Here is a 17,988-nt window from a genome sequence, read left to right on the forward strand (position 1 = left end):
GCTTCATTGGATCCGCAGCCGCGCGCGCAGGTCGTCGAGCAACAGGAACAGGAACGGCCACAACGCCGCGCCGACGAAGGGGGAAATCCACCAGCTCGCCGGCGGCAGCGAGGCTCCGGCCAGCATGCGCACCAGCAGCAGCAGGAAGCGATCGTTGAGCAGCAAGGCCAGCACCGCCAGCGCCTGCTGCCACATCGGGAAGAAGCGCAATCGCGAACGGAATCGCACGGTGATGAAGACCAGCGCGCACAGCCGCAGCGCCTGCTCGCCCAGCAGCACGCCGTCGAGCAGGTCCGCAAGCAATCCGACGCCGAAGGCAAGGCCCAGGCTCACCCGGTCTTCCGCTTCCAGCGCCCAGTACAGCAACACCAGCGCCGGCCAATACGGCTTGAACGGCTCCAGCACGCCGGGCAGCGGCACCAGCATCAGCAGCAGCGCCGCGGCCAGCGTGCCGACGAACCACCACTGGCTCAGCCGCGCGCGACTCATCGCGGTACCCCGCCGGCCTGACCCGGGCGCACCGCCGGCGCGGCCACGCTGGCGGAAGCGGCCGGCGCCAGGACCTGCGGCGGACCTGCCGGAACGGGCAGGTCGGGCGGCCCCTTGGGTTCGGCCTGGTCGTGCAGCAGCAGGACATCGGTGCTGCGATCGAGATCCGCCGCCGGCGTGGCCAGGGCGACCTGGAACATGCCGGTCGGCGCCGGCGCCACGCTGTCGATCCGGCCCACCGGGAACCCCGGCGGAAAACGGCCGCCGATGCCCGAGGTGAGCAGCTTGTCGCCAGCGCGCACGTCAGCCGCCAGCGGCAGGTTGGGCAGGCTCAGCTGGTCGCCGTCGCGCGAACCGTAGGCCACCGTGCGCAAGCCGGTACGCGCGATCGTCACCGGGATCGCATGCGAGGGGTCGGTGATCAGCATCACCACGGCAGTGTGCGGCAGCACGGCCTTCACCTGGCCCATCACGCCGTGGGCATCGATCACCGGCTGTCCGGGCTCGACGCCGTCGCGCGAGCCCATGTTCAAGGTCAGCTCATAACGGTACGCGCCGAGATCCACGCCGATGACCCGCGCCAGTTGCACGTTGAGCTTCAGGCTGTGCTGGGTATCGAGCAGCCGCCGCAGCCGTTCGTTCTGCTCGGCGACCGCGGCCATGCGGTTCAACTTGGCGTTGGCCAGCAGCAGATCCTCGCGCAGGCGCTGGTTCTGCGAGGTCAGCAGTTGGCGATCGGCAAACGCGACGCCGAGGGTGTGCACCCCGGCCGCGGGCAGGCCGGCCAGCCGATAGACCGGCTCGACCACCGCCGAGGCGGCCGAGCGCAGCTGCCACAGCCAGCCATTGCGCTGGTCAAGCACCATCAGCACCACCGCCAGCGCCAGATAGACGATCAGCCGCAGCGTGCCGGCCGCGTTGCCGGCAAACAGGGGGGAAGAACCTTCGCGTGCGCGCGCCATCGCGGCCCCCGTTGCCGCGCGCTATTCGGGCGAGAAGAAGTCGCTGCCATGCTGATCGATCAGCTCCAGCGCCTTGCCGCCGCCGCGCGCCACGCAGGTGAGCGGGTCGTCGGCCACCTGCACGTGCAGGCCGGTTTCCTCGGAGATCAGCCGGTCCAGGTCGCGCAGCAGCGCGCCGCCACCGGTGAGCACGATGCCGCGCTCGGCGACGTCGGAGCACAGTTCCGGCGGGGTCTGTTCCAGCGCCGACTTCACCGCCGCCACGATGCCGGCCAGCGGCTCGTGCAGTGCCTCGAGGATTTCGTTGGAGTTGATCGTGAACATGCGCGGCACGCCCTCGGCAAGGTTGCGCCCGGAGATCTCGATCTCCTTGACGTCGTCCTGCGGGAACGCGCAGCCGATCTGCAGCTTGATCCGCTCGGCGGTGGATTCGCCGATCAGGGTGCCGTGGTTGCGGCGCACGTAGTTGATGATCGCCTCGTCGAAACGATCGCCGCCGACGCGGGCGGACTGCGAGTAGACGATGCCGTTGAGCGAGATCACCGCCACCTCGGAGGTGCCGCCGCCGATGTCCAGCACCATCGCGCCGCGCGCCTCGTGCACCGGAATGCCGGCGCCGATCGCCGCAGCCATCGGCTCTTCGATCAGGAACACGTCGCGGGCACCGGCGCCTTCGGCCGATTCCTTGATGGCGCGGCGCTCGACCTGGGTCGAGCCGCACGGCACGCAGACCAGCACGCGCGGGCTCGGCCGCAGGAAGCGCGACTTGTGCACCTGCTTGATGAAGTGCTGCAGCATCGCCTCGGTCATGGTGAAGTCGGCGATCACGCCGTCCTTCATCGGGCGCACCGTGGCGATGTTGCCCGGCGTGCGGCCCAGCATGCGCTTGGCGTCGCCACCCACCGCCGCGATCGTGCGCGGACCACCGGGGCCGCGGTCCTGGCGAATCGCCACCACCGAAGGCTCGTTCAACACGATGCCCTGACCACGCACGTAGATCAGCGTGTTGGCCGTGCCGAGGTCGATGGAGATGTCGTTGGAAAAGATGCCGCGGAACTTCTTGAACATGGGTCCGCCGTGGGTCGGCCAGGCTAAACAGACAAGCTCGCCAGTCTAGTCAGGCCCACCGTTCCACGCAAGGAAAAACACGTTAAGAAACCCTTGTGCAACACGGCCATAAGCGATTTTCCTGTGCCGTGGACTGAACTGCGAAGCAGGTCGCGAAGTCGCCAGCGCGGACGGATGGCGGTACGATGGCGGCCTTTGGCTGCAGGGACCGATTCTGCCCGTCCGGGCACGCACCCGCAGCCTCCCATCTCAAATCGGGGTTTTCTCGCATCATGCCTGCCGTCATCTGCGGATCGCTCGCCTACGACACCATCATGGTGTTCCAGGATCAGTTCAAGAACCACATCCTGCCCGACCAGATGCACATCCTGAACGTGTCGTTCCTGGTGCCGGCCATGCGGCGCGAGTTCGGCGGCTGCGCCGGCAACATCGCCTACAACCTCAAGCTGCTGGGCGGCGACCCGCTGCCGGTGGCGGCGGTGGGCCAGGATTTCGCACCCTACCGGCAGCACATGCAGGACTGCGGCATCCGGCTCGATGGCGTGCGCGTGTTCGAGGAGCAGTTCACCCCGCAGTGCTTCATCACCACGGACCTGGACAACAACCAGATCACCGCCTTCCACCCCGGCGCGATGTCCAGTGCGCAGGAGAACCACGTCCGCGACATCCCGCAGATCGACTTCGCGATCGTGGCGCCCGATGGCCGCGAGGCGATGCTGCAACACGTCGACGAATTCGCCGCGCGCGGCGTGCCGTTCATCTTCGATCCCGGCCAGGCGATGCCGTTGTTCAACGGCGACGAGTTCCGCTCGATGATCGCCAAATCGACTTACGTGATCGTCAACGACTACGAATCCCAGTTGCTGCAGACGCGCACCGGCTGGAGTGCGGCGGAGATCGCCAGCCATGTCACCGCCTACATCGTGACCCAGGGTCCACGCGGTTCGGTGATCCACGTGGGCGAGGAGAGCCACCACATTCCGCCGGCGCGCGAGCGCGTCATCGTCGATCCGACCGGCTGCGGCGACGCCTACCGGGCCGGCCTGATGTTCGGCATCATGCATGGCAAGGACTGGCCCACCACCGGCCGGATCGCCTCGCTGATGGGTGCGCTGAAGGTCGAGCACCCCGGCACCCAGAACCAGCGTTTCAACTACGCCGAGTTTGCCGCGGAGTTCGCCGACCAGTTCGGATACGCACTGGACTGAGCGGAAGTCAGCTCGCGGGAAAGCCCATCGTGGCCTGCACCGCCGCTTGCCAGCCGCTGTAGAGGCGCTCGCGACGGGATGCCTCCATCGCGGGATCGAAGCGGCGATCCTGCTGCCACAACCGCGCGATCTGCTCGCGGCTGTCCCAGACGCCGACCGCCAGGCCGGCCAGATAGGCGGCGCCCAGCGCGGTGGTTTCGGTAATCCGGGGCCGCAGCAGCGGCACGCCGAGCATGTCGCTCTGGAACTGGGCCAGGAAATCGTTGCCGATGGCGCCGCCGTCGGCGCGCAACTCCTTCAGCGCGATGCCGGCGTCGGCCTCCATCGCGGCCAGCACATCGCGCGTCTGGTAGGCCATCGACTCCAGCGCCGCGCGTATCAGGTGCTCGCGGCTCGTGCCGCGCGACAGGCCGAAGATGGCGCCACGCACGTCGGCGTGCCAGTACGGTGCCCCCAGCCCGGCGAAGGCGGGCACCAGATACACACCTTCGGTGGAATCCACGCTGTCGGCGCAGGCTTGCGATTGCTCGGCCCGGTCCAGCAGGTGCAGGCCGTCGCGCAACCATTGCACCACCGAACCGGCCACGAAGATGCTTCCTTCGAGCGCGTACTCCACCTTGTCGCCCAGCTTCCAGGCCAGCGTGGTCAGCAGGCCATGCTGCGACGGCACCGCGGAGAGTCCGGTGTTCATCAGCATGAAGCAGCCGGTGCCATAGGTATTCTTGGCCATGCCCGGCTCGAAGCATGCCTGGCCGAACAGGGCGGCCTGCTGGTCGCCTGCGATGCCGCAGATCGGCACGTCGCGACCGAAAAAATACTTCGGCTCGATGCGCCCGTAGATCTCGCTGCAGCCGCGCACCTGCGGCAGCATCGAGGCGGGCACGCCGAACAGGGCCAACAGGTCGTCGTCCCAGCATTGCCGATGGATGTCGTACAGCAGCGTGCGCGAGGCATTGGTCACGTCGGTGACGTGGGTGCGACCGCCGGTGAGGTTCCACACCAGCCAGCTGTCGATCGTGCCGAACAGCAGTTCACCGCGCTGCGCCCGTTCGCGCACCCCGCTGACCTGCTCGAACAGCCATTTCAGCTTGGTCGCGGAAAAATAGGCGTCCAGCAGCAGACCGGTACGCTCGCGCACCAGCGCGTCGACGGCCTCGCTGCGCATGGACTCGCACAGTTTCGCCGAATGCCTCGACTGCCACACCAGCGCGTTGTACACCGGCTCGCCGGTAGCACGATCCCAGACCACGGTGGTTTCGCGCTGGTTGGTGATGCCGATACCGGCCACCGCCGACGCCTCGATCCCGGCCTTGTGCATCGCTTCCGTCAGGGTGACCTGGACGCTGGTGAGAATGTCGCGCGGGCGATGCTCGACCCAGCCTGAGCGCGGAAAGATCTGCTCGAACTCGCGCTGTGCCGAAGACACCACGCAACCTTGCGCGTCGAAGACCATCGCGCGTGAACTGGTGGTGCCCTGGTCGATGGCGACGACGAAGTGTGCTTTCCCGCTCATGCCGACTGTGCCTCTGCTCTCTCCGCGGTTGCACCCACCAGCATCGGAACCATCCGCGCCACGTAAGCGTGCACCCGGTGGTGTTCCACCGGACTCAGGCGCAACCCGAGCTTGGTACGGCGCCACAGCACGTCGTCGCCGCTGCGCGCCCATTCCGCGCGGATGAGATAATCCAGTTCGAGCTGGTAGAGGTCGGCGCCGAAGTGCTCACCCAGATAGCCCATGGCGCACGCTTCGCCGAGCAGGGTTTCGGTGCAGGTGCCGTAGTGCCGGAACCAGCGATGCGCGAGCGAGGAAGGCAGCCAGGGCCAACGCTGCGACCAGGCCGCGAGCAGCCGTTCGGCATCGGCAAAATCGCCGCCTGGCAAGGGATCGCCTTGGGCAGTCCATGCCGACCGCTCGGGCCACAAGACCTCAGCCAATTGATCCACCGCTTCCTCGGCAAGTCGCCGGTAGGTGGTGATCTTGCCGCCGAAGACATTCAGCAGCGGGGCGCCCTGTTCGTGGTCCAGCGTGATGCGATAGTCCCGGCTGACCGTGCTGGCGTTGCCATCCTCATCCAGCAGCGGCCGCACGCCACTGTAACTCCACACGACATCCTTCGGCTGTACCGGCGTGCGGAAGTAGCGATTGACGGCGTCGCACAGGTAGCGAACCTCGCCAGCGTCGATCACGACGTTCGCGGGGTCGGCGGCATAGTCGAGATCGGTGGTGCCCACCAGGGTGTAGTCGTCCTCATAGGGGATCGCGAACACGATGCGTCGATCGGGCTGCTGGAAGATGTAAGCGTGGTCGTGTTCGAACAGCCGCGGCAGTACGATGTGGCTGCCCTTCACCAGCCGCACGCGTGGATGCCGATCGCGGCCCAGCACGTCACCCAGGAAGCGCCCGGCCCACGGGCCGCACGCATTGACCAGCACCTTCGCACGGCAGCTGTCCATCTGCCCGTCGGGGCCAAGCAGCTGAGCCTGCCACACGCCATCCTCGACGTGCGCGGAAACGCAGCGCGTGCGCACCCGGACATCGGCCCCGAGCCGGTGCGCATCCATCGCGTTGAGCACGACCAGGCGCGCGTCCTGCACCCAGCCATCGGAGTACACGAAACCGCGTGTGTACGTGTTTTTCAACGGCGCGCCGCTGACATGGCCGCGCAGATCCACCGCGCGCGAATCGGCCAGCGTCCGATGGCCGGCACCCAGGCTGTCATACAGCAACAGGCCGAGCCGGATCATCCAGGCCGGGCGCAGGTGCGATTCGTGCGGCAGGACAAACAACAGCGGCCAGGCAATGTGCGGTGCCAGCCGCATGACCACCTCGCGCTCGGCCAGCGCCTTCGCCACCAGCCGGAATTCGTGCTGTTCCAGGTAACGCAAGCCGCCATGGATCAGCTTGGTGCTTGCACTGGAGGTGTGCCCGGCCAGGTCGTCCTGCTCGCAAAGCGTCACCGAAAGTCCGCGGCCTGCCGCATCACGTGCCATTCCCGCCCCATTGATGCCGCCACCGACGATCAGGATGTTCGTGTCATGCCCCGCCATCATCGCCCTCGCCTGCGCCGAGCCGGCAACCCCACGACACGCTAACACGCCGCCCCTGCAACCAGTCGGCCCGTGTCATGGAACGGCCTTCCCGGCACAGCTTTGCTCCTGTTTTGCCAGGAACGTAGCGGGTTGATCGTGGGGTGGGCGGCGCTTGCCACCCGAGCGCAGGTCCACCTCGAGAACGAGCTCCCTGGCGGTGACCTGTTGCAGGTTGCGGGCGGCGGTGGCGGCGGCAGAAAAGAAAAACCCCCACCGTTGCCGGTGAGGGTGTTTCGGGATAAAGCCCCTGGCGGTGACCTACTCTTGCATGGCAAAGCCACACTACCATCGGCGCATGCGCGTTTCACTTCTGAGTTCGGGATGGGATCAGGTGGGACCACGCCGCTATGGCCGCCAGGGAAGGGGTGGGAGCAGCGCGCGTGCGCCAGCTCCACGTTTCTGAAGAGGCGGCCCTGACGGCCGGCTCTTCCGCGAAAGATCCCTCGAGGTGTTGAAGAGTCCGCCATGGATGGCGAGGTGTTGACTCCTCTTTCCGTGAGAGGGATCTCACGTGAGATAAATCGTAAACGAGTGACAAGCGTCGAGGTGAAATTCAAACGTTTCGAGACAGTGCTCGAGGCGGCTCCTTTGAAGAGTCCGGCCAGGGATGGCCGGTGGCTCCGCAGAGGGACCTGCGTCAAACAAAGCCACTTGGGGTTATATGGTCAAGCCGCACGGCTCATTAGTACAGGTAAGCTCAACGCATTGCTGCGCTTCCACATCCTGCCTATCAACCACCTGGTCTTGATGGTGCCTTCAGGAGAGTCAAGCTCTCGGGAGATCTCATCTTGGGGCGTGCTTCCCGCTTAGATGCTTTCAGCGGTTATCACTTCCGTTCATAGCTACCGGGCAATGCCTCTGGCGAGACAACCCGAACACCAGCGGAACGTCCACTCCGGTCCTCTCGTACTAGGAGCAGCCCCCCTCAAATCTCCAACGCCCACGACAGATAGGGACCGAACTGTCTCACGACGTTCTGAACCCAGCTCGCGTACCACTTTAAATGGCGAACAGCCATACCCTTGGGACCGGCTACAGCCCCAGGATGTGATGAGCCGACATCGAGGTGCCAAACACCGCCGTCGATATGAACTCTTGGGCGGTATCAGCCTGTTATCCCCGGAGTACCTTTTATCCGTTGAGCGATGGCCCTTCCATACAGAACCACCGGATCACTAAGACCTACTTTCGTACCTGCTTGATCCGTCGATCTCGCAGTCAAGCACGCTTATGCCTTTGCACACAGTGCGCGATGTCCGACCGCGCTGAGCGTACCTTCGTGCTCCTCCGTTACTCTTTGGGAGGAGACCGCCCCAGTCAAACTACCCACCATACACGGTCCCTGACCCGGATAACGGGCCGAGGTTAGAACGTCAAGCACTTCAGGGTGGTATTTCAAGGATGGCTCCATGCAAACTGGCGTCTGCACTTCAAAGCCTCCCACCTATCCTACACAGAAGAACTCAACGTTCAGTGTAAAGCTATAGTAAAGGTTCACGGGGTCTTTCCGTCTTGCCGCGGGAACGCTGCATCTTCACAGCGAATTCAATTTCACTGAGTCTCGGGTGGAGACAGCGCCGCTGTCGTTACGCCATTCGTGCAGGTCGGAACTTACCCGACAAGGAATTTCGCTACCTTAGGACCGTTATAGTTACGGCCGCCGTTTACTGGGGCTTCGATCAAGAGCTTCGCCTTGCGGCTGACCCCATCAATTAACCTTCCAGCACCGGGCAGGCGTCACACCCTATACGTCCACTTTCGTGTTTGCAGAGTGCTGTGTTTTTGATAAACAGTCGCAGCGGCCAGGTTACTGCGACCCATCGGTGCTCAGCTACGCATGTAGCCACACTGATGGGCGCACCTTCTCCCGAAGTTACGGTGCCATTTTGCCTAGTTCCTTCACCCGAGTTCTCTCAAGCGCCTTGGGATTCTCACCCTGCCTACCAGTGTCGGTTTACGGTACGGTTCTTCTACAGCTGAAGCTTAGTGGCTTTTCCTGGAAGCGTAGTATCAGTCACTTCGCCCAAAAGGGCTCGTCATAAGTGCTCGGCATAAAGGATCCCGGATTTGCCAAAGATCCATGCCTACCTCCTTTCCCCGGGACAACCAACGCCCGGTAGACCTAACTTTCTCCGTCCCCACATCGCACTGTAGAAAAGTGCGGGAATATTAACCCGCTTCCCATCGACTACGCATTTCTGCCTCGCCTTAGGGGCCGACTCACCCTGCGCCGATGAACGTTGCGCGAGGAAACCTTGGGCTTTCGGCGGGGGGGCTTTTCACCCCCCTTATCGTTACTCATGTCAGCATTCGCACTTCCGATACCTCCAGCAGACTTTACAATCCACCTTCACAGGCTTACGGAACGCTCCTCTACCGCGCACATTGCTGTGCACCCCGAGCTTCGGTGTCTAGCTTAGCCCCGTTAAATCTTCCGCGCAGACCGACTCGACCAGTGAGCTATTACGCTTTCTTTAAAGGATGGCTGCTTCTAAGCCAACCTCCTGGCTGTCTATGCCTTTCCACATCGTTTTCCACTTAGCTAGAACTTGGGGACCTTAGCTGCGGGTCTGGGTTGTTTCCCTTTTCACGACGGACGTTAGCACCCGCCGTGTGTCTCCCGGATAGTCTGTCCTGGTATTCGGAGTTTGCCATGGTTTGCTAAGTCGCGATGACCCGCTAGCCATAACAGTGCTCTACCCCCAGGAAGATTCGTCCGAGGCGCTACCTAAATAGCTTTCGAGGAGAACCAGCTATCTCCGAGTTTGTTTAGCCTTTCACTCCTATCCTCAGCTCATCCCCATCTATTGCAACAGATGTGGGTTCGGTCCTCCAGTGCGTGTTACCGCACCTTCAACCTGGCCAAGGATAGATCACTCGGTTTCGGGTCTACTGCCTGAGACTATGCGCCCTATTCAGACTCGATTTCTCTTCGCCTCCCCTATACGGTTAAGCTTGCCACAGACAGTAAGTCGCTGACCCATTATACAAAAGGTACGCAGTCACCCTTGCGGGCTTCCACTGCTTGTACGTATACGGTTTCAGGGTCTATTTCACTCCCCTCTCCGGGGTTCTTTTCGCCTTTCCCTCACGGTACTAGTTCGCTATCGGTCAGTCAGGAGTATTTAGCCTTGGAGGATGGTCCCCCCATGTTCAGACAAGGTTTCACGTGCCCCGCCTTACTCAATTTCATATCAAGTGCCCTTTCGTCGACTGGGCTATCACCATCTATGGCCGGCCTTTCCATGCCGTTTGACTAGAACACAAGATACTTTTGGGCTAGTCCGCGTTCGCTCGTCGCTACTGACGGAATCTCGGTTGATTTCTTTTCCTCCGGGTACTTAGATATTTCAGTTCCCCGGGTTCGCCTCGCATGACTATGTATTCATCATGCGATACCGCTTGCGCGGTGGGTTTCCCCATTCGGACATTGCCGGATCAAAGCTTGTTGCCAGCTCCCCGACACTTTTCGCAGGCTGCCACGTCCTTCATCGCCTCTGACTGCCAAGGCATCCACCGTATACGCTTAGTCGCTTGACCATATAACCCCAAGTCGCCTCGGGGCATGCCCCCTCCTCAGGGGCAGCCAAGTTACTTCGTTTCGTGCCTTAACACTTGCCTCGGTTCGGTTCGAACCAAGACGCTTGTCACTCGTTTACGTGTTTTCAAAGAACATCGTGCCGGCCTCAATGCCGGTCGATTTCAAAATCTTTCGTGTGCTGATACTTCACGCGCCCACTGGAGTGGTGGAGCCAGTCGGGATCGAACCGACGACCCCCTGCTTGCAAAGCAGGTGCTCTCCCAGCTGAGCTATGGCCCCATGGTGGGTCTGGGTGGACTCGAACCACCGGCCTCACCCTTATCAGGGGTGCGCTCTAACCACCTGAGCTACAGACCCATGAAAGGTGAACCCCAGAACCCGCGAGCCAAGCTACCTGGTCCCGCTTGACGGGGCCGTAAGCCTCGTTCGAAGCGGCTGTTGTGAAGAGTCCGGCCATGGAGGGCCGGTCTTGATGTTCGCTCTTCGCAACAGGGACGTTGCGTAAGCAAACCCTTCGCGTGAAGTACAGGTGTCTTGTGTGGACGTCTTGCACCGATCGGTGCGACGTGTCGTTCTCGAAAGGAGGTGATCCAGCCGCACCTTCCGATACGGCTACCTTGTTACGACTTCACCCCAGTCATGAACCACTCCGTGGGCGTCGTCCTCCTTGCGGTTAGACTAACGCCTTCTGGAGCAACCCACTCCCATGGTGTGACGGGCGGTGTGTACAAGGCCCGGGAACGTATTCACCGCGGCATAGCTGATCCGCGATTACTAGCGATTCCGACTTCATGGAGTCGAGTTGCAGACTCCAATCCGGACTGGGATCGGCTTTCTGGGATTGGCTCCACCTCGCGGTATTGCAACCCTCTGTACCGACCATTGTAGTACGTGTGTAGCCCTGGCCGTAAGGGCCATGAGGACTTGACGTCATCCCCACCTTCCTCCGGTTTGTCACCGGCAGTCTCCTTAGAGTTCCCGACATTACTCGCTGGCAACTAAGGACAAGGGTTGCGCTCGTTGCGGGACTTAACCCAACATCTCACGACACGAGCTGACGACAGCCATGCAGCACCTGTGTTCCGATTCCCGAAGGCACTCCCGCATCTCTGCAGGATTCCGGACATGTCAAGGCCAGGTAAGGTTCTTCGCGTTGCATCGAATTAAACCACATACTCCACCGCTTGTGCGGGCCCCCGTCAATTCCTTTGAGTTTCAGTCTTGCGACCGTACTCCCCAGGCGGCGAACTTAACGCGTTAGCTTCGACACTGATCTCCGAGTTGAGACCAACATCCAGTTCGCATCGTTTAGGGCGTGGACTACCAGGGTATCTAATCCTGTTTGCTCCCCACGCTTTCGTGCTTCAGCGTCAGTGTTGTCCCAGATGGCCGCCTTCGCCACTGATGTTCCTCCCGATCTCTACGCATTTCACCGCTACACCGGGAATTCCACCATCCTCTGACACACTCTAGCTCGCCAGTATCCATCGCCATTCCCAGGTTGAGCCCGGGGATTTCACGACAGACTTAACGAACCGCCTACGCACCCTTTACGCCCAGTAATTCCGATTAACGCTTGCACCCTTCGTATTACCGCGGCTGCTGGCACGAAGTTAGCCGGTGCTTATTCCTCAGGTACCGTCAGACTGCACACGTATTAAGCATGCAGATTTCGCTCCTGATAAAAGTGCTTTACAACCCGAAGGCCTTCTTCACACACGCGGCATTGCTGGATCAGGCTTGCGCCCATTGTCCAATATTCCCCACTGCTGCCTCCCGTAGGAGTCTGGGCCGTGTCTCAGTCCCAGTGTGGCTGATCATCCTCTCAGACCAGCTAGCGATCGTCGCCTTGGTGGGCCATTACCCCGCCAACTAGCTAATCGCACATCGGTTCGTCCTGCCGCGCGAGGCCTAAAAGGTCCCCCGCTTTCTCCCGTAGGACGTATGCGGTATTAGTCCCGGTTTCCCGAGGTTATCCCCCACGTCAGGGTAGATCCCGATGCATTACTCACCCGTCCGCCACTCGCCACCCAAGGAGCAAGCTCCTCTGTGCTGCCGTTCGACTTGCATGTGTTAGGCATGCCGCCAGCGTTCAATCTGAGCCAGGATCAAACTCTTCACTTAAGTTTTCGATGACCGAAGCCATCTATCTTTCCGAAGCGTATGTTCCCAACCAATCAAAACTCATTACTGACTTTTTACTTGGTGGGACGCTTGCATTGCTTGGACAGGTCACGACCCATCAACGCAAGACGTCCACACAATTCACCTGCGCACACTGTCAAAGATCTTCGCTGCCCGACCGCCTTTCGGTGATCGCCCCGTGACCTTTCGTCCCGGGTGAGCCGCCCATTCTACATCGCTTTCCGAGACCGTCAACACCCTCGATGGAAAAATTTCGACGGTGTTTTGTTGCGGAATCTTCGCCGACAGGGCCTGTCGTCGAAGGGGCGAGCATGATAGCGCCCCGCGGCGTTCGTGGGAAGGGTCTGCGTGCAGTTTCTTCCAGGCAATGGCGCAGCGAGGGCCGTCGAACGGCCTCACCGCACCATCGTGCAGAGGGTTGGCCTGCAATCAGGATCCCGCAGCGCCACGCGAAAACAGCGGCCGCGCCGGACAGGTCTCCTGCGACAGCGCCACGGCGCACGTGGGCGGAGTCGCGAGCGCCGGTTCAGGCAGCAAGCCGACTCGATAGGGGATGAAATCTTCCGGGCGCATGCGTTCGAACGCGTCCCAGTCATCTTCGAAGGGAATGAACCGCAGCATGGGATGCTCCTGATCCGGCGCGCACCATCCGTGCGCGAGTTCATCAGAGCGGTCGGCGCGGCCAGTTCGCCGGCAGGGTCTGGCCGTTTGCGGGCGCAACGCTGCGCTTAGTCGATCTCGATCATCTCGAAGTCGTCCTTGGTCGTGCCGCAATCCGGGCAGGTCCAGGTCTCGGGTACGTCTTCCCAGCGCGTGCCTGCCGGGATGCCCTCGTCGGGGACGCCCTGCGATTCATCGTAGATGTAGCCGCATACGACGCACATCCATTTGCGCGTGGCAGCGGCACCGGGGGAACTCTGGCTCATGGTCGGGCTTCTTCGGATGACTGGGAATAGGACATTCTCGCAACTCGACCGACAATGCGAAAGCACGACAATGATCCGGCCATCTTCACGCCACTCGGAAATCCGCCCATGAAACACCCCGCTACGCTCGCACAACGTGGCCTGTACGCGATCACCAACGGACCGCGCCCCGACCTGCTCGACGTGGTGGCACAGGCGCTGGCCGGCGGCGCACGGCTGCTGCAATATCTGGACGAGGAGCCCGGCGATGTGCGCCGCCACGCCGAGGCCACGGCGATCGCGCAATTGTGCCGGCGGCATGCGGTGCCGCTGATCATCCACGAGGACGCGGCGCTGGCGCAGGCCGTCGGCGCCGATGGCGTGCATCTGACGCACTCGGCCGACACAATCCGCGCGGCCCGCGAACGCCTTGGCCCAACCGCCATCATCGGCGTCGCCTGTCGCGACTCGCTCGCCGACGCGCGCAGCGCGGCACAGGCCGGCGCCAGTTACGTATCGTTCGGTGCGATGTATCCGTCGCCGACCAAGCCGCAGGCGACGATCGCCCCGGTGGATCTGCTGAGGCAAAGCGCCGCGCTGGGCGTGGCACGGGTGGCGATCGGCGGCATCACGCCGGACAATGCTGCCTTGCTGATCGAGGCCGGCGCCGATTACGTGGCTTCGATTTCCTCCCTGTTCGCTGCGCCCGACGTGCGCGACGCGGCTCAGCGTTTCGCCCGGCTGTTTCCCTCGCCCAATCCTTGAGAATCCGATGACGACCAACCACGAACTGTTCCAGCGCGCCCTTCCGTTGTTGCCCGGCGGCGTGAATTCGCCGGTGCGCGCATTCAAGTCGGTCGGCGGCGAACCGTTCTTTACCGCCCGCGCCGATGGCGCGTATCTGTGGGATGTCGAAGGGACGCGCTACATCGACTATGTCGGCTCGTGGGGCCCGATGATCGTCGGCCACAACCATCCCGCCGTGCGCGAGGCGGTGGAACGCGCGGTGCGTGACGGCCTTTCCTTCGGCACGCCGTGTGCGGCCGAAGTGGTGATGGCCGAAACGATCACGCGGTTGATCCCGTCGATCGAGATGGTGCGCATGGTCAATTCCGGCACCGAGGCGACCATGTCGGCGATCCGACTCGCCCGCGGCGCCACCGGCCGCAGCAAGATCGTGAAGTTCGAGGGCTGCTACCACGGCCACGGCGACAGCTTCCTGGTCAAGGCCGGCTCCGGTGCGCTGACCTTCGGCGTGCCGACCTCGCCGGGCGTGCCGAAGGCAAATGCGGATCTCACGCTCACCCTGCCGTACAACGACCTCGCTGCCGCGCAGGCGCTGTTCGCCGAACTGGGCGACGAGATCGCCGGGCTGATCATCGAGCCGGTTGCCGGCAACATGAACTGCATCCCGCCGGTGGACGGTTATCTGCAAGGCCTGCGCGAACTGTGCACGCGACATGGTGCCGTGCTGATCTTCGACGAGGTGATGACCGGTTTCCGGGTGGCGCTGGGCGGCGCGCAGGCGCATTACGGCGTCACGCCGGACCTGACCACGTTCGGCAAGATCATCGGCGGCGGCATGCCGGTCGGCGCCTACGGCGGCCGCAGGGACCTGATGGAACAGATTGCTCCGTCGGGCCCGATCTACCAGGCCGGCACGCTCAGCGGCAATCCGGTGGCGATGGCCGCGGGCCTGGCGATGCTGGAGCTGATCCAGGCGCCCAGCTTCCATGATCGTCTGGCCGCGCGCACGCGTCTGCTCTGCGACGGCCTGCAATCGGTCGCCGACGGCGAGGGCGTGGCGTTCAGCACGAACCGCGTGGGCGGCATGTTCGGCCTGTTCTTCAGCGCCGGGCAAGTGAACAGCTATGCGCAGGCCACGGCCGCCGACGTTGCGCTGTTCAATCGCTTTTTCCACGGCATGCTGAAGCGCGGCGTGTATCTGGCGCCTTCCGCTTTCGAGGCGGGGTTCATGTCCAGCGCACACAGCGACCAGGACATCGCCGATACGCTGGAGGCTGCACGCGGCGCCCTGCGCGACGCGCGCGGCTGATTCACCAGCTGCCGGTGTTGGGCATGGACGCCCACGGTTCGCGCGGCGGCAAGTGGCCTTCCTGCAGCAGTTCGACGGAAACCAGGTCGGGCGAACGCACGAACGCCATGTGGCCGTCGCGCGGCGGGCGATGGATGGTGTAACCCATGTCCAGCAACCGCTGGCAGGTGGCGTAGATGTCCTCCACCCGGAAGGCGAGGTGGCCGAAGTTGCGCGCGCTGCCGTAATCCTCGGTGGAACCCCAGTTGTACGTCAGCTCGACTTCCGCCTCGGGGCTGTCCGGCGCAGCCAGGAATACCAGGGTGAACTGGCCCTGGGCGTTTTCCATGCGGCGCACTTCACGCAGACCCAGACCTTCGCAGTAGAAGCGCAGCGAGGCATCGATGTCGCGCACGCGCACCATGGTGTGCAGATATTTCATGGTCCACTCCTGTCTGTCGCGGGTTTCCCGCCTGCGACGAAATCGTTCAACGCGTGGTGCAGGCGGGAAAGGCCTTCGGCCAGTTCCTCGTCGGTGATGGACAACGGCGGCACGAAGCGCAGCACGTCCGCGCCGGCCTGCAACAGCAGCAAGCCGCGAGCCGCGGCGTGGTCGAGGATGTCGCCGGCCCTGCCCTTGTAAGCATCCGCCAGCACGGCACCGATCATCAGGCCACGCCCGCGCACTTCGTCGAACAGTGCCAGTTGCTGGTTGATCCGGGCCAAGCCCGCGCGCAAATCGTTGGCCTGGCGCTCGACGTTGGCAAGGATCGCCGGCGAGGCCAGCTTGGCCAGCGCCACGCGCGCCACCGCGGCGGCCATCGGATTGCCGCCGAAGGTGGTGCCGTGCGACCCGTACTGCATCGTGTCGGCCACTTTCGGTCCCGCCAGCATGGCGCCGATGGGGAAACCGCAGCCCAGTGCCTTGGCCAGGGTGACGACGTCCGGCTTGACCTGGCCGTGCGCGAACAGCTCGCCGGTGCGGCCCATGCCGCACTGGATTTCGTCCAGCACGAGCAAGGCGTCGTGCTCGTCGCACAGCTCGCGCACGCGTTCGAGGAAACCCGGCGCCGCCGGCACCACACCGCCTTCGCCCTGGATGGGCTCCAGCATCACGGCGGCAATGTCGCCGGCCTCGAAGGCCAGTTCCAGCGCTGCCGCGTCGTTGTAGTCGAGGTAGCGAAAGCCGGCAGGCAGCGGCTCGTATCCGGCCTGGTATTTCGGCTGCGCCGTCGCGGTCACCGTGGCCAGCGTGCGACCGTGGAAGGAACCCTTGAAGGTGACGATGATGCGTCGCTCCACCGGGCGCCCCTGCGCGGCCGCCCAGCGGCGCACCAGCTTGATCGCCGCCTCGTTCGCCTCCGCACCGGAGTTGCACAGGAATACGCGCTCGGCGAAACCCGAAGCCATGACCAGTTCCTCGGCCAGGCGCAGCGGCGGCTCGGTGTAGAACACGTTGCTGGCGTGCCACAGCTTGTGCGCCTGAGTGGCCAGCGCAGCGAGCAGATCCGGGTCCTGGTGTCCCAGCGAGTTCACCGCGATGCCGGCGCCGAAGTCGATGTAGTCGCGGCCCTGCGTGTCCCACACGCGCGACCCGCGACCGTGATCGAGCACCAGCTCGCGCGGCTTGTAGACCGGCAGCCAGTAACGCTTGCCGAGGTCCAGCAGTTCCTGTTCGGGCGAGCTCATGAGCGCTCCAGGAACAGGTCCGGCAGCAGCTCGGCGCTGGGCTCGACGGCGTACTGGTCGAAATCGGTCACGCCGGTTTCGCGCAGCACTTCGTCGTCGATCGCGAAATGGCCGGTGTAGTCGCGGGCCGGCCGGGTCAGGATGGCGTGGGCGGCATCGGCCACGATCTCCGGACGGCGGCACTGCCCGGCGGTGACGCCGTCGATCATCGCAATCGCGGCGGTGGCGATTACCGTGCGCGGCCACAGCGCGTTGACCGCGATGCCGAGCGGGGCGAACTCGGCGCTCATGCCCAGCACGCACAGGCTCATGCCCATCTTGGCGATGGTGTAGGCGACATGCGGGGCGAACCATTTCGGATCGAGGCTGGGCGGCGGCGACAGCATCAGCACATGCGGGTTGGTCGCTTTCTTCAGGTACGGCAGGCAGGCCTGGGTGACCAGGAAGGTGCCGCGGGTGTTGACCTGGTGCATCAGGTCGAAGCGCTTCATCGGCGTGCCTTCGGTGCCGGCCAGCCAGATCGCGCTGGCGTTGTTGACCACGATGTCGATGCCGCCGAAATGCTCCGCCGCCCGCGCCGCCGCGGCGACCACCTCGGCCTCCTCGCGGATGTCCACCTGCAGCGCCAGCGCACGACCGCCCGCCGCTTCGATGTCGGCCGCGGCGGTGTGGATGGTGCCGGGCAGCTTGGGATTGGGCACCGCGCTCTTGGCCGCGATCACGATGTTGGCGCCGTCGCGTGCGGCCCGGCGCGCAATCGCCAGGCCGATGCCGCGCGAGGCGCCGGTGATGAACAAGGTCTTGCCAGCGAGCGAACTCATGCGAATCGACTCCATGGGATGAACGTCCAGTGTAG

Annotated in this window: 14 protein-coding genes, 2 tRNA genes and 3 rRNA genes; 4 read left to right on the top strand and 15 right to left on the bottom strand. The window is 63.6% G+C overall.

From position 1 onward, the window contains the following. Positions 1–3 precede the first annotated feature (3 nt). Genes mreD through ACVCMB_RS09710 form a run of 3 tightly spaced genes read right to left on the bottom strand, consistent with a single transcriptional unit; the run spans position 4 to position 2,519 of the window. A complete protein-coding gene (gene mreD / locus ACVCMB_RS09700; RefSeq protein WP_395120250.1) occupies positions 4–489 on the bottom strand; it encodes a rod shape-determining protein MreD in 486 nt (161 codons plus the stop codon). Beyond that, positions 486–1,451 carry a rod shape-determining protein MreC gene (gene mreC / locus ACVCMB_RS09705; protein WP_447099660.1) on the bottom strand — a complete coding sequence of 322 codons (966 nt, stop codon included), beginning with the start codon at positions 1,449–1,451 and terminating at the stop codon, positions 486–488. The genes mreD and mreC overlap by 4 nt, the downstream gene beginning before the upstream one ends. Before the next feature lie 21 nt (positions 1,452–1,472). Further along, on the bottom strand, positions 1,473–2,519 hold the full coding sequence (locus tag ACVCMB_RS09710; RefSeq protein WP_395120252.1) for a rod shape-determining protein: 1,047 nt from the start codon (positions 2,517–2,519) through the stop codon (positions 1,473–1,475). A gap of 272 nt (positions 2,520–2,791) precedes the next feature. Here ACVCMB_RS09710 and ACVCMB_RS09715 point away from each other — a divergent pair, with 272 nt between their 5' ends. Next, positions 2,792–3,727: a carbohydrate kinase family protein gene (locus ACVCMB_RS09715; protein WP_395120254.1), complete on the top strand. Its 936-nt coding sequence runs from the start codon at positions 2,792–2,794 to the stop codon at positions 3,725–3,727. 7 nt (positions 3,728–3,734) lie between these two features. Here ACVCMB_RS09715 and glpK read toward each other — a convergent pair whose 3' ends face one another. From glpK to ACVCMB_RS09750, 7 genes are all read right to left on the bottom strand, one after another. After that, the gene (gene glpK / locus ACVCMB_RS09720; RefSeq protein ID WP_447106803.1) at positions 3,735–5,240 is read right to left on the bottom strand and encodes a glycerol kinase GlpK; all 1,506 of its coding nucleotides are present in this window, start codon (positions 5,238–5,240) and stop codon (positions 3,735–3,737) included. Then, the gene (gene glpD / locus ACVCMB_RS09725) at positions 5,237–6,775 is read right to left on the bottom strand and encodes a glycerol-3-phosphate dehydrogenase (RefSeq protein ID WP_447106804.1); all 1,539 of its coding nucleotides are present in this window, start codon (positions 6,773–6,775) and stop codon (positions 5,237–5,239) included. The genes glpK and glpD overlap by 4 nt, the downstream gene beginning before the upstream one ends. A 287-nt stretch (positions 6,776–7,062) precedes the next feature. Beyond that, positions 7,063–7,176 (bottom strand): 5S ribosomal RNA (rrf, locus tag ACVCMB_RS09730). 302 nt (positions 7,177–7,478) lie between these two features. Beyond that, positions 7,479–10,357, bottom strand: a 23S ribosomal RNA gene (locus ACVCMB_RS09735). Between the two features lie 204 nt (positions 10,358–10,561). Further along, positions 10,562–10,637 (bottom strand) — tRNA-Ala (locus ACVCMB_RS09740). Position 10,638: 1 nt separating this feature from the next. Next, positions 10,639–10,715 (bottom strand) — tRNA-Ile (locus tag ACVCMB_RS09745). Between the two features lie 221 nt (positions 10,716–10,936). Continuing rightward, positions 10,937–12,482: ribosomal RNA gene (locus tag ACVCMB_RS09750) — 16S ribosomal RNA — on the bottom strand. Together the 16S, 23S and 5S rRNA genes with 2 tRNA genes alongside form the textbook arrangement of a ribosomal RNA operon. Positions 12,483–12,490: 8 nt before the next feature. Between ACVCMB_RS09750 and ACVCMB_RS09755 the strand changes: the two genes are divergently transcribed. Continuing rightward, a complete protein-coding gene (locus ACVCMB_RS09755) occupies positions 12,491–12,685 on the top strand; it encodes a hypothetical protein (protein ID WP_395120256.1) in 195 nt (64 codons plus the stop codon). A 247-nt stretch (positions 12,686–12,932) separates the two neighbouring features. Here the strand turns inward: ACVCMB_RS09755 and ACVCMB_RS09760 are convergent, their stop codons facing one another. Further along, positions 12,933–13,124 (bottom strand): hypothetical protein, encoded by a 192-nt coding sequence (locus ACVCMB_RS09760; RefSeq protein WP_395120257.1) that lies wholly within the window; start codon positions 13,122–13,124, stop codon positions 12,933–12,935. A 107-nt stretch (positions 13,125–13,231) separates the two neighbouring features. Continuing rightward, complete coding sequence (locus ACVCMB_RS09765) at positions 13,232–13,429, bottom strand: rubredoxin (RefSeq protein WP_395120258.1); 198 nt, start codon at positions 13,427–13,429, stop codon at positions 13,232–13,234. 108 nt (positions 13,430–13,537) lie between these two features. On the opposite strand from ACVCMB_RS09765, the gene thiE reads away from it, so the two are divergent. Both thiE and hemL read left to right on the top strand, forming a co-directional pair. Beyond that, on the top strand, positions 13,538–14,173 hold the full coding sequence (thiE, locus tag ACVCMB_RS09770; RefSeq protein WP_447106805.1) for a thiamine phosphate synthase: 636 nt from the start codon (positions 13,538–13,540) through the stop codon (positions 14,171–14,173). Positions 14,174–14,180: 7 nt separating this feature from the next. After that, positions 14,181–15,464, top strand: coding sequence for a glutamate-1-semialdehyde 2,1-aminomutase (gene hemL / locus ACVCMB_RS09775; protein ID WP_447106806.1), 1,284 nt, complete (start codon positions 14,181–14,183; stop codon positions 15,462–15,464). Between the two features lies 1 nt (position 15,465). Here the strand turns inward: hemL and ACVCMB_RS09780 are convergent, their stop codons facing one another. The 3 genes from ACVCMB_RS09780 to ACVCMB_RS09790 are packed head-to-tail and all read right to left on the bottom strand — an operon-like array spanning position 15,466 to position 17,953. Further along, positions 15,466–15,885: a VOC family protein gene (locus ACVCMB_RS09780; RefSeq protein ID WP_447106807.1), complete on the bottom strand. Its 420-nt coding sequence runs from the start codon at positions 15,883–15,885 to the stop codon at positions 15,466–15,468. Next, positions 15,882–17,132, bottom strand: coding sequence for an acetylornithine/succinylornithine family transaminase (locus ACVCMB_RS09785; RefSeq protein ID WP_447106808.1), 1,251 nt, complete (start codon positions 17,130–17,132; stop codon positions 15,882–15,884). Before ACVCMB_RS09785 ends, ACVCMB_RS09780 begins: the two co-directional genes overlap by 4 nt. Continuing rightward, the gene (locus tag ACVCMB_RS09790; protein ID WP_447106809.1) at positions 17,129–17,953 is read right to left on the bottom strand and encodes an SDR family oxidoreductase; all 825 of its coding nucleotides are present in this window, start codon (positions 17,951–17,953) and stop codon (positions 17,129–17,131) included. The genes ACVCMB_RS09785 and ACVCMB_RS09790 overlap by 4 nt, the downstream gene beginning before the upstream one ends. Positions 17,954–17,988: the final 35 nt, after the last annotated feature.

It is taken from the genome of Rhodanobacter sp. UC4443_H10, from assembly GCF_052978325.1.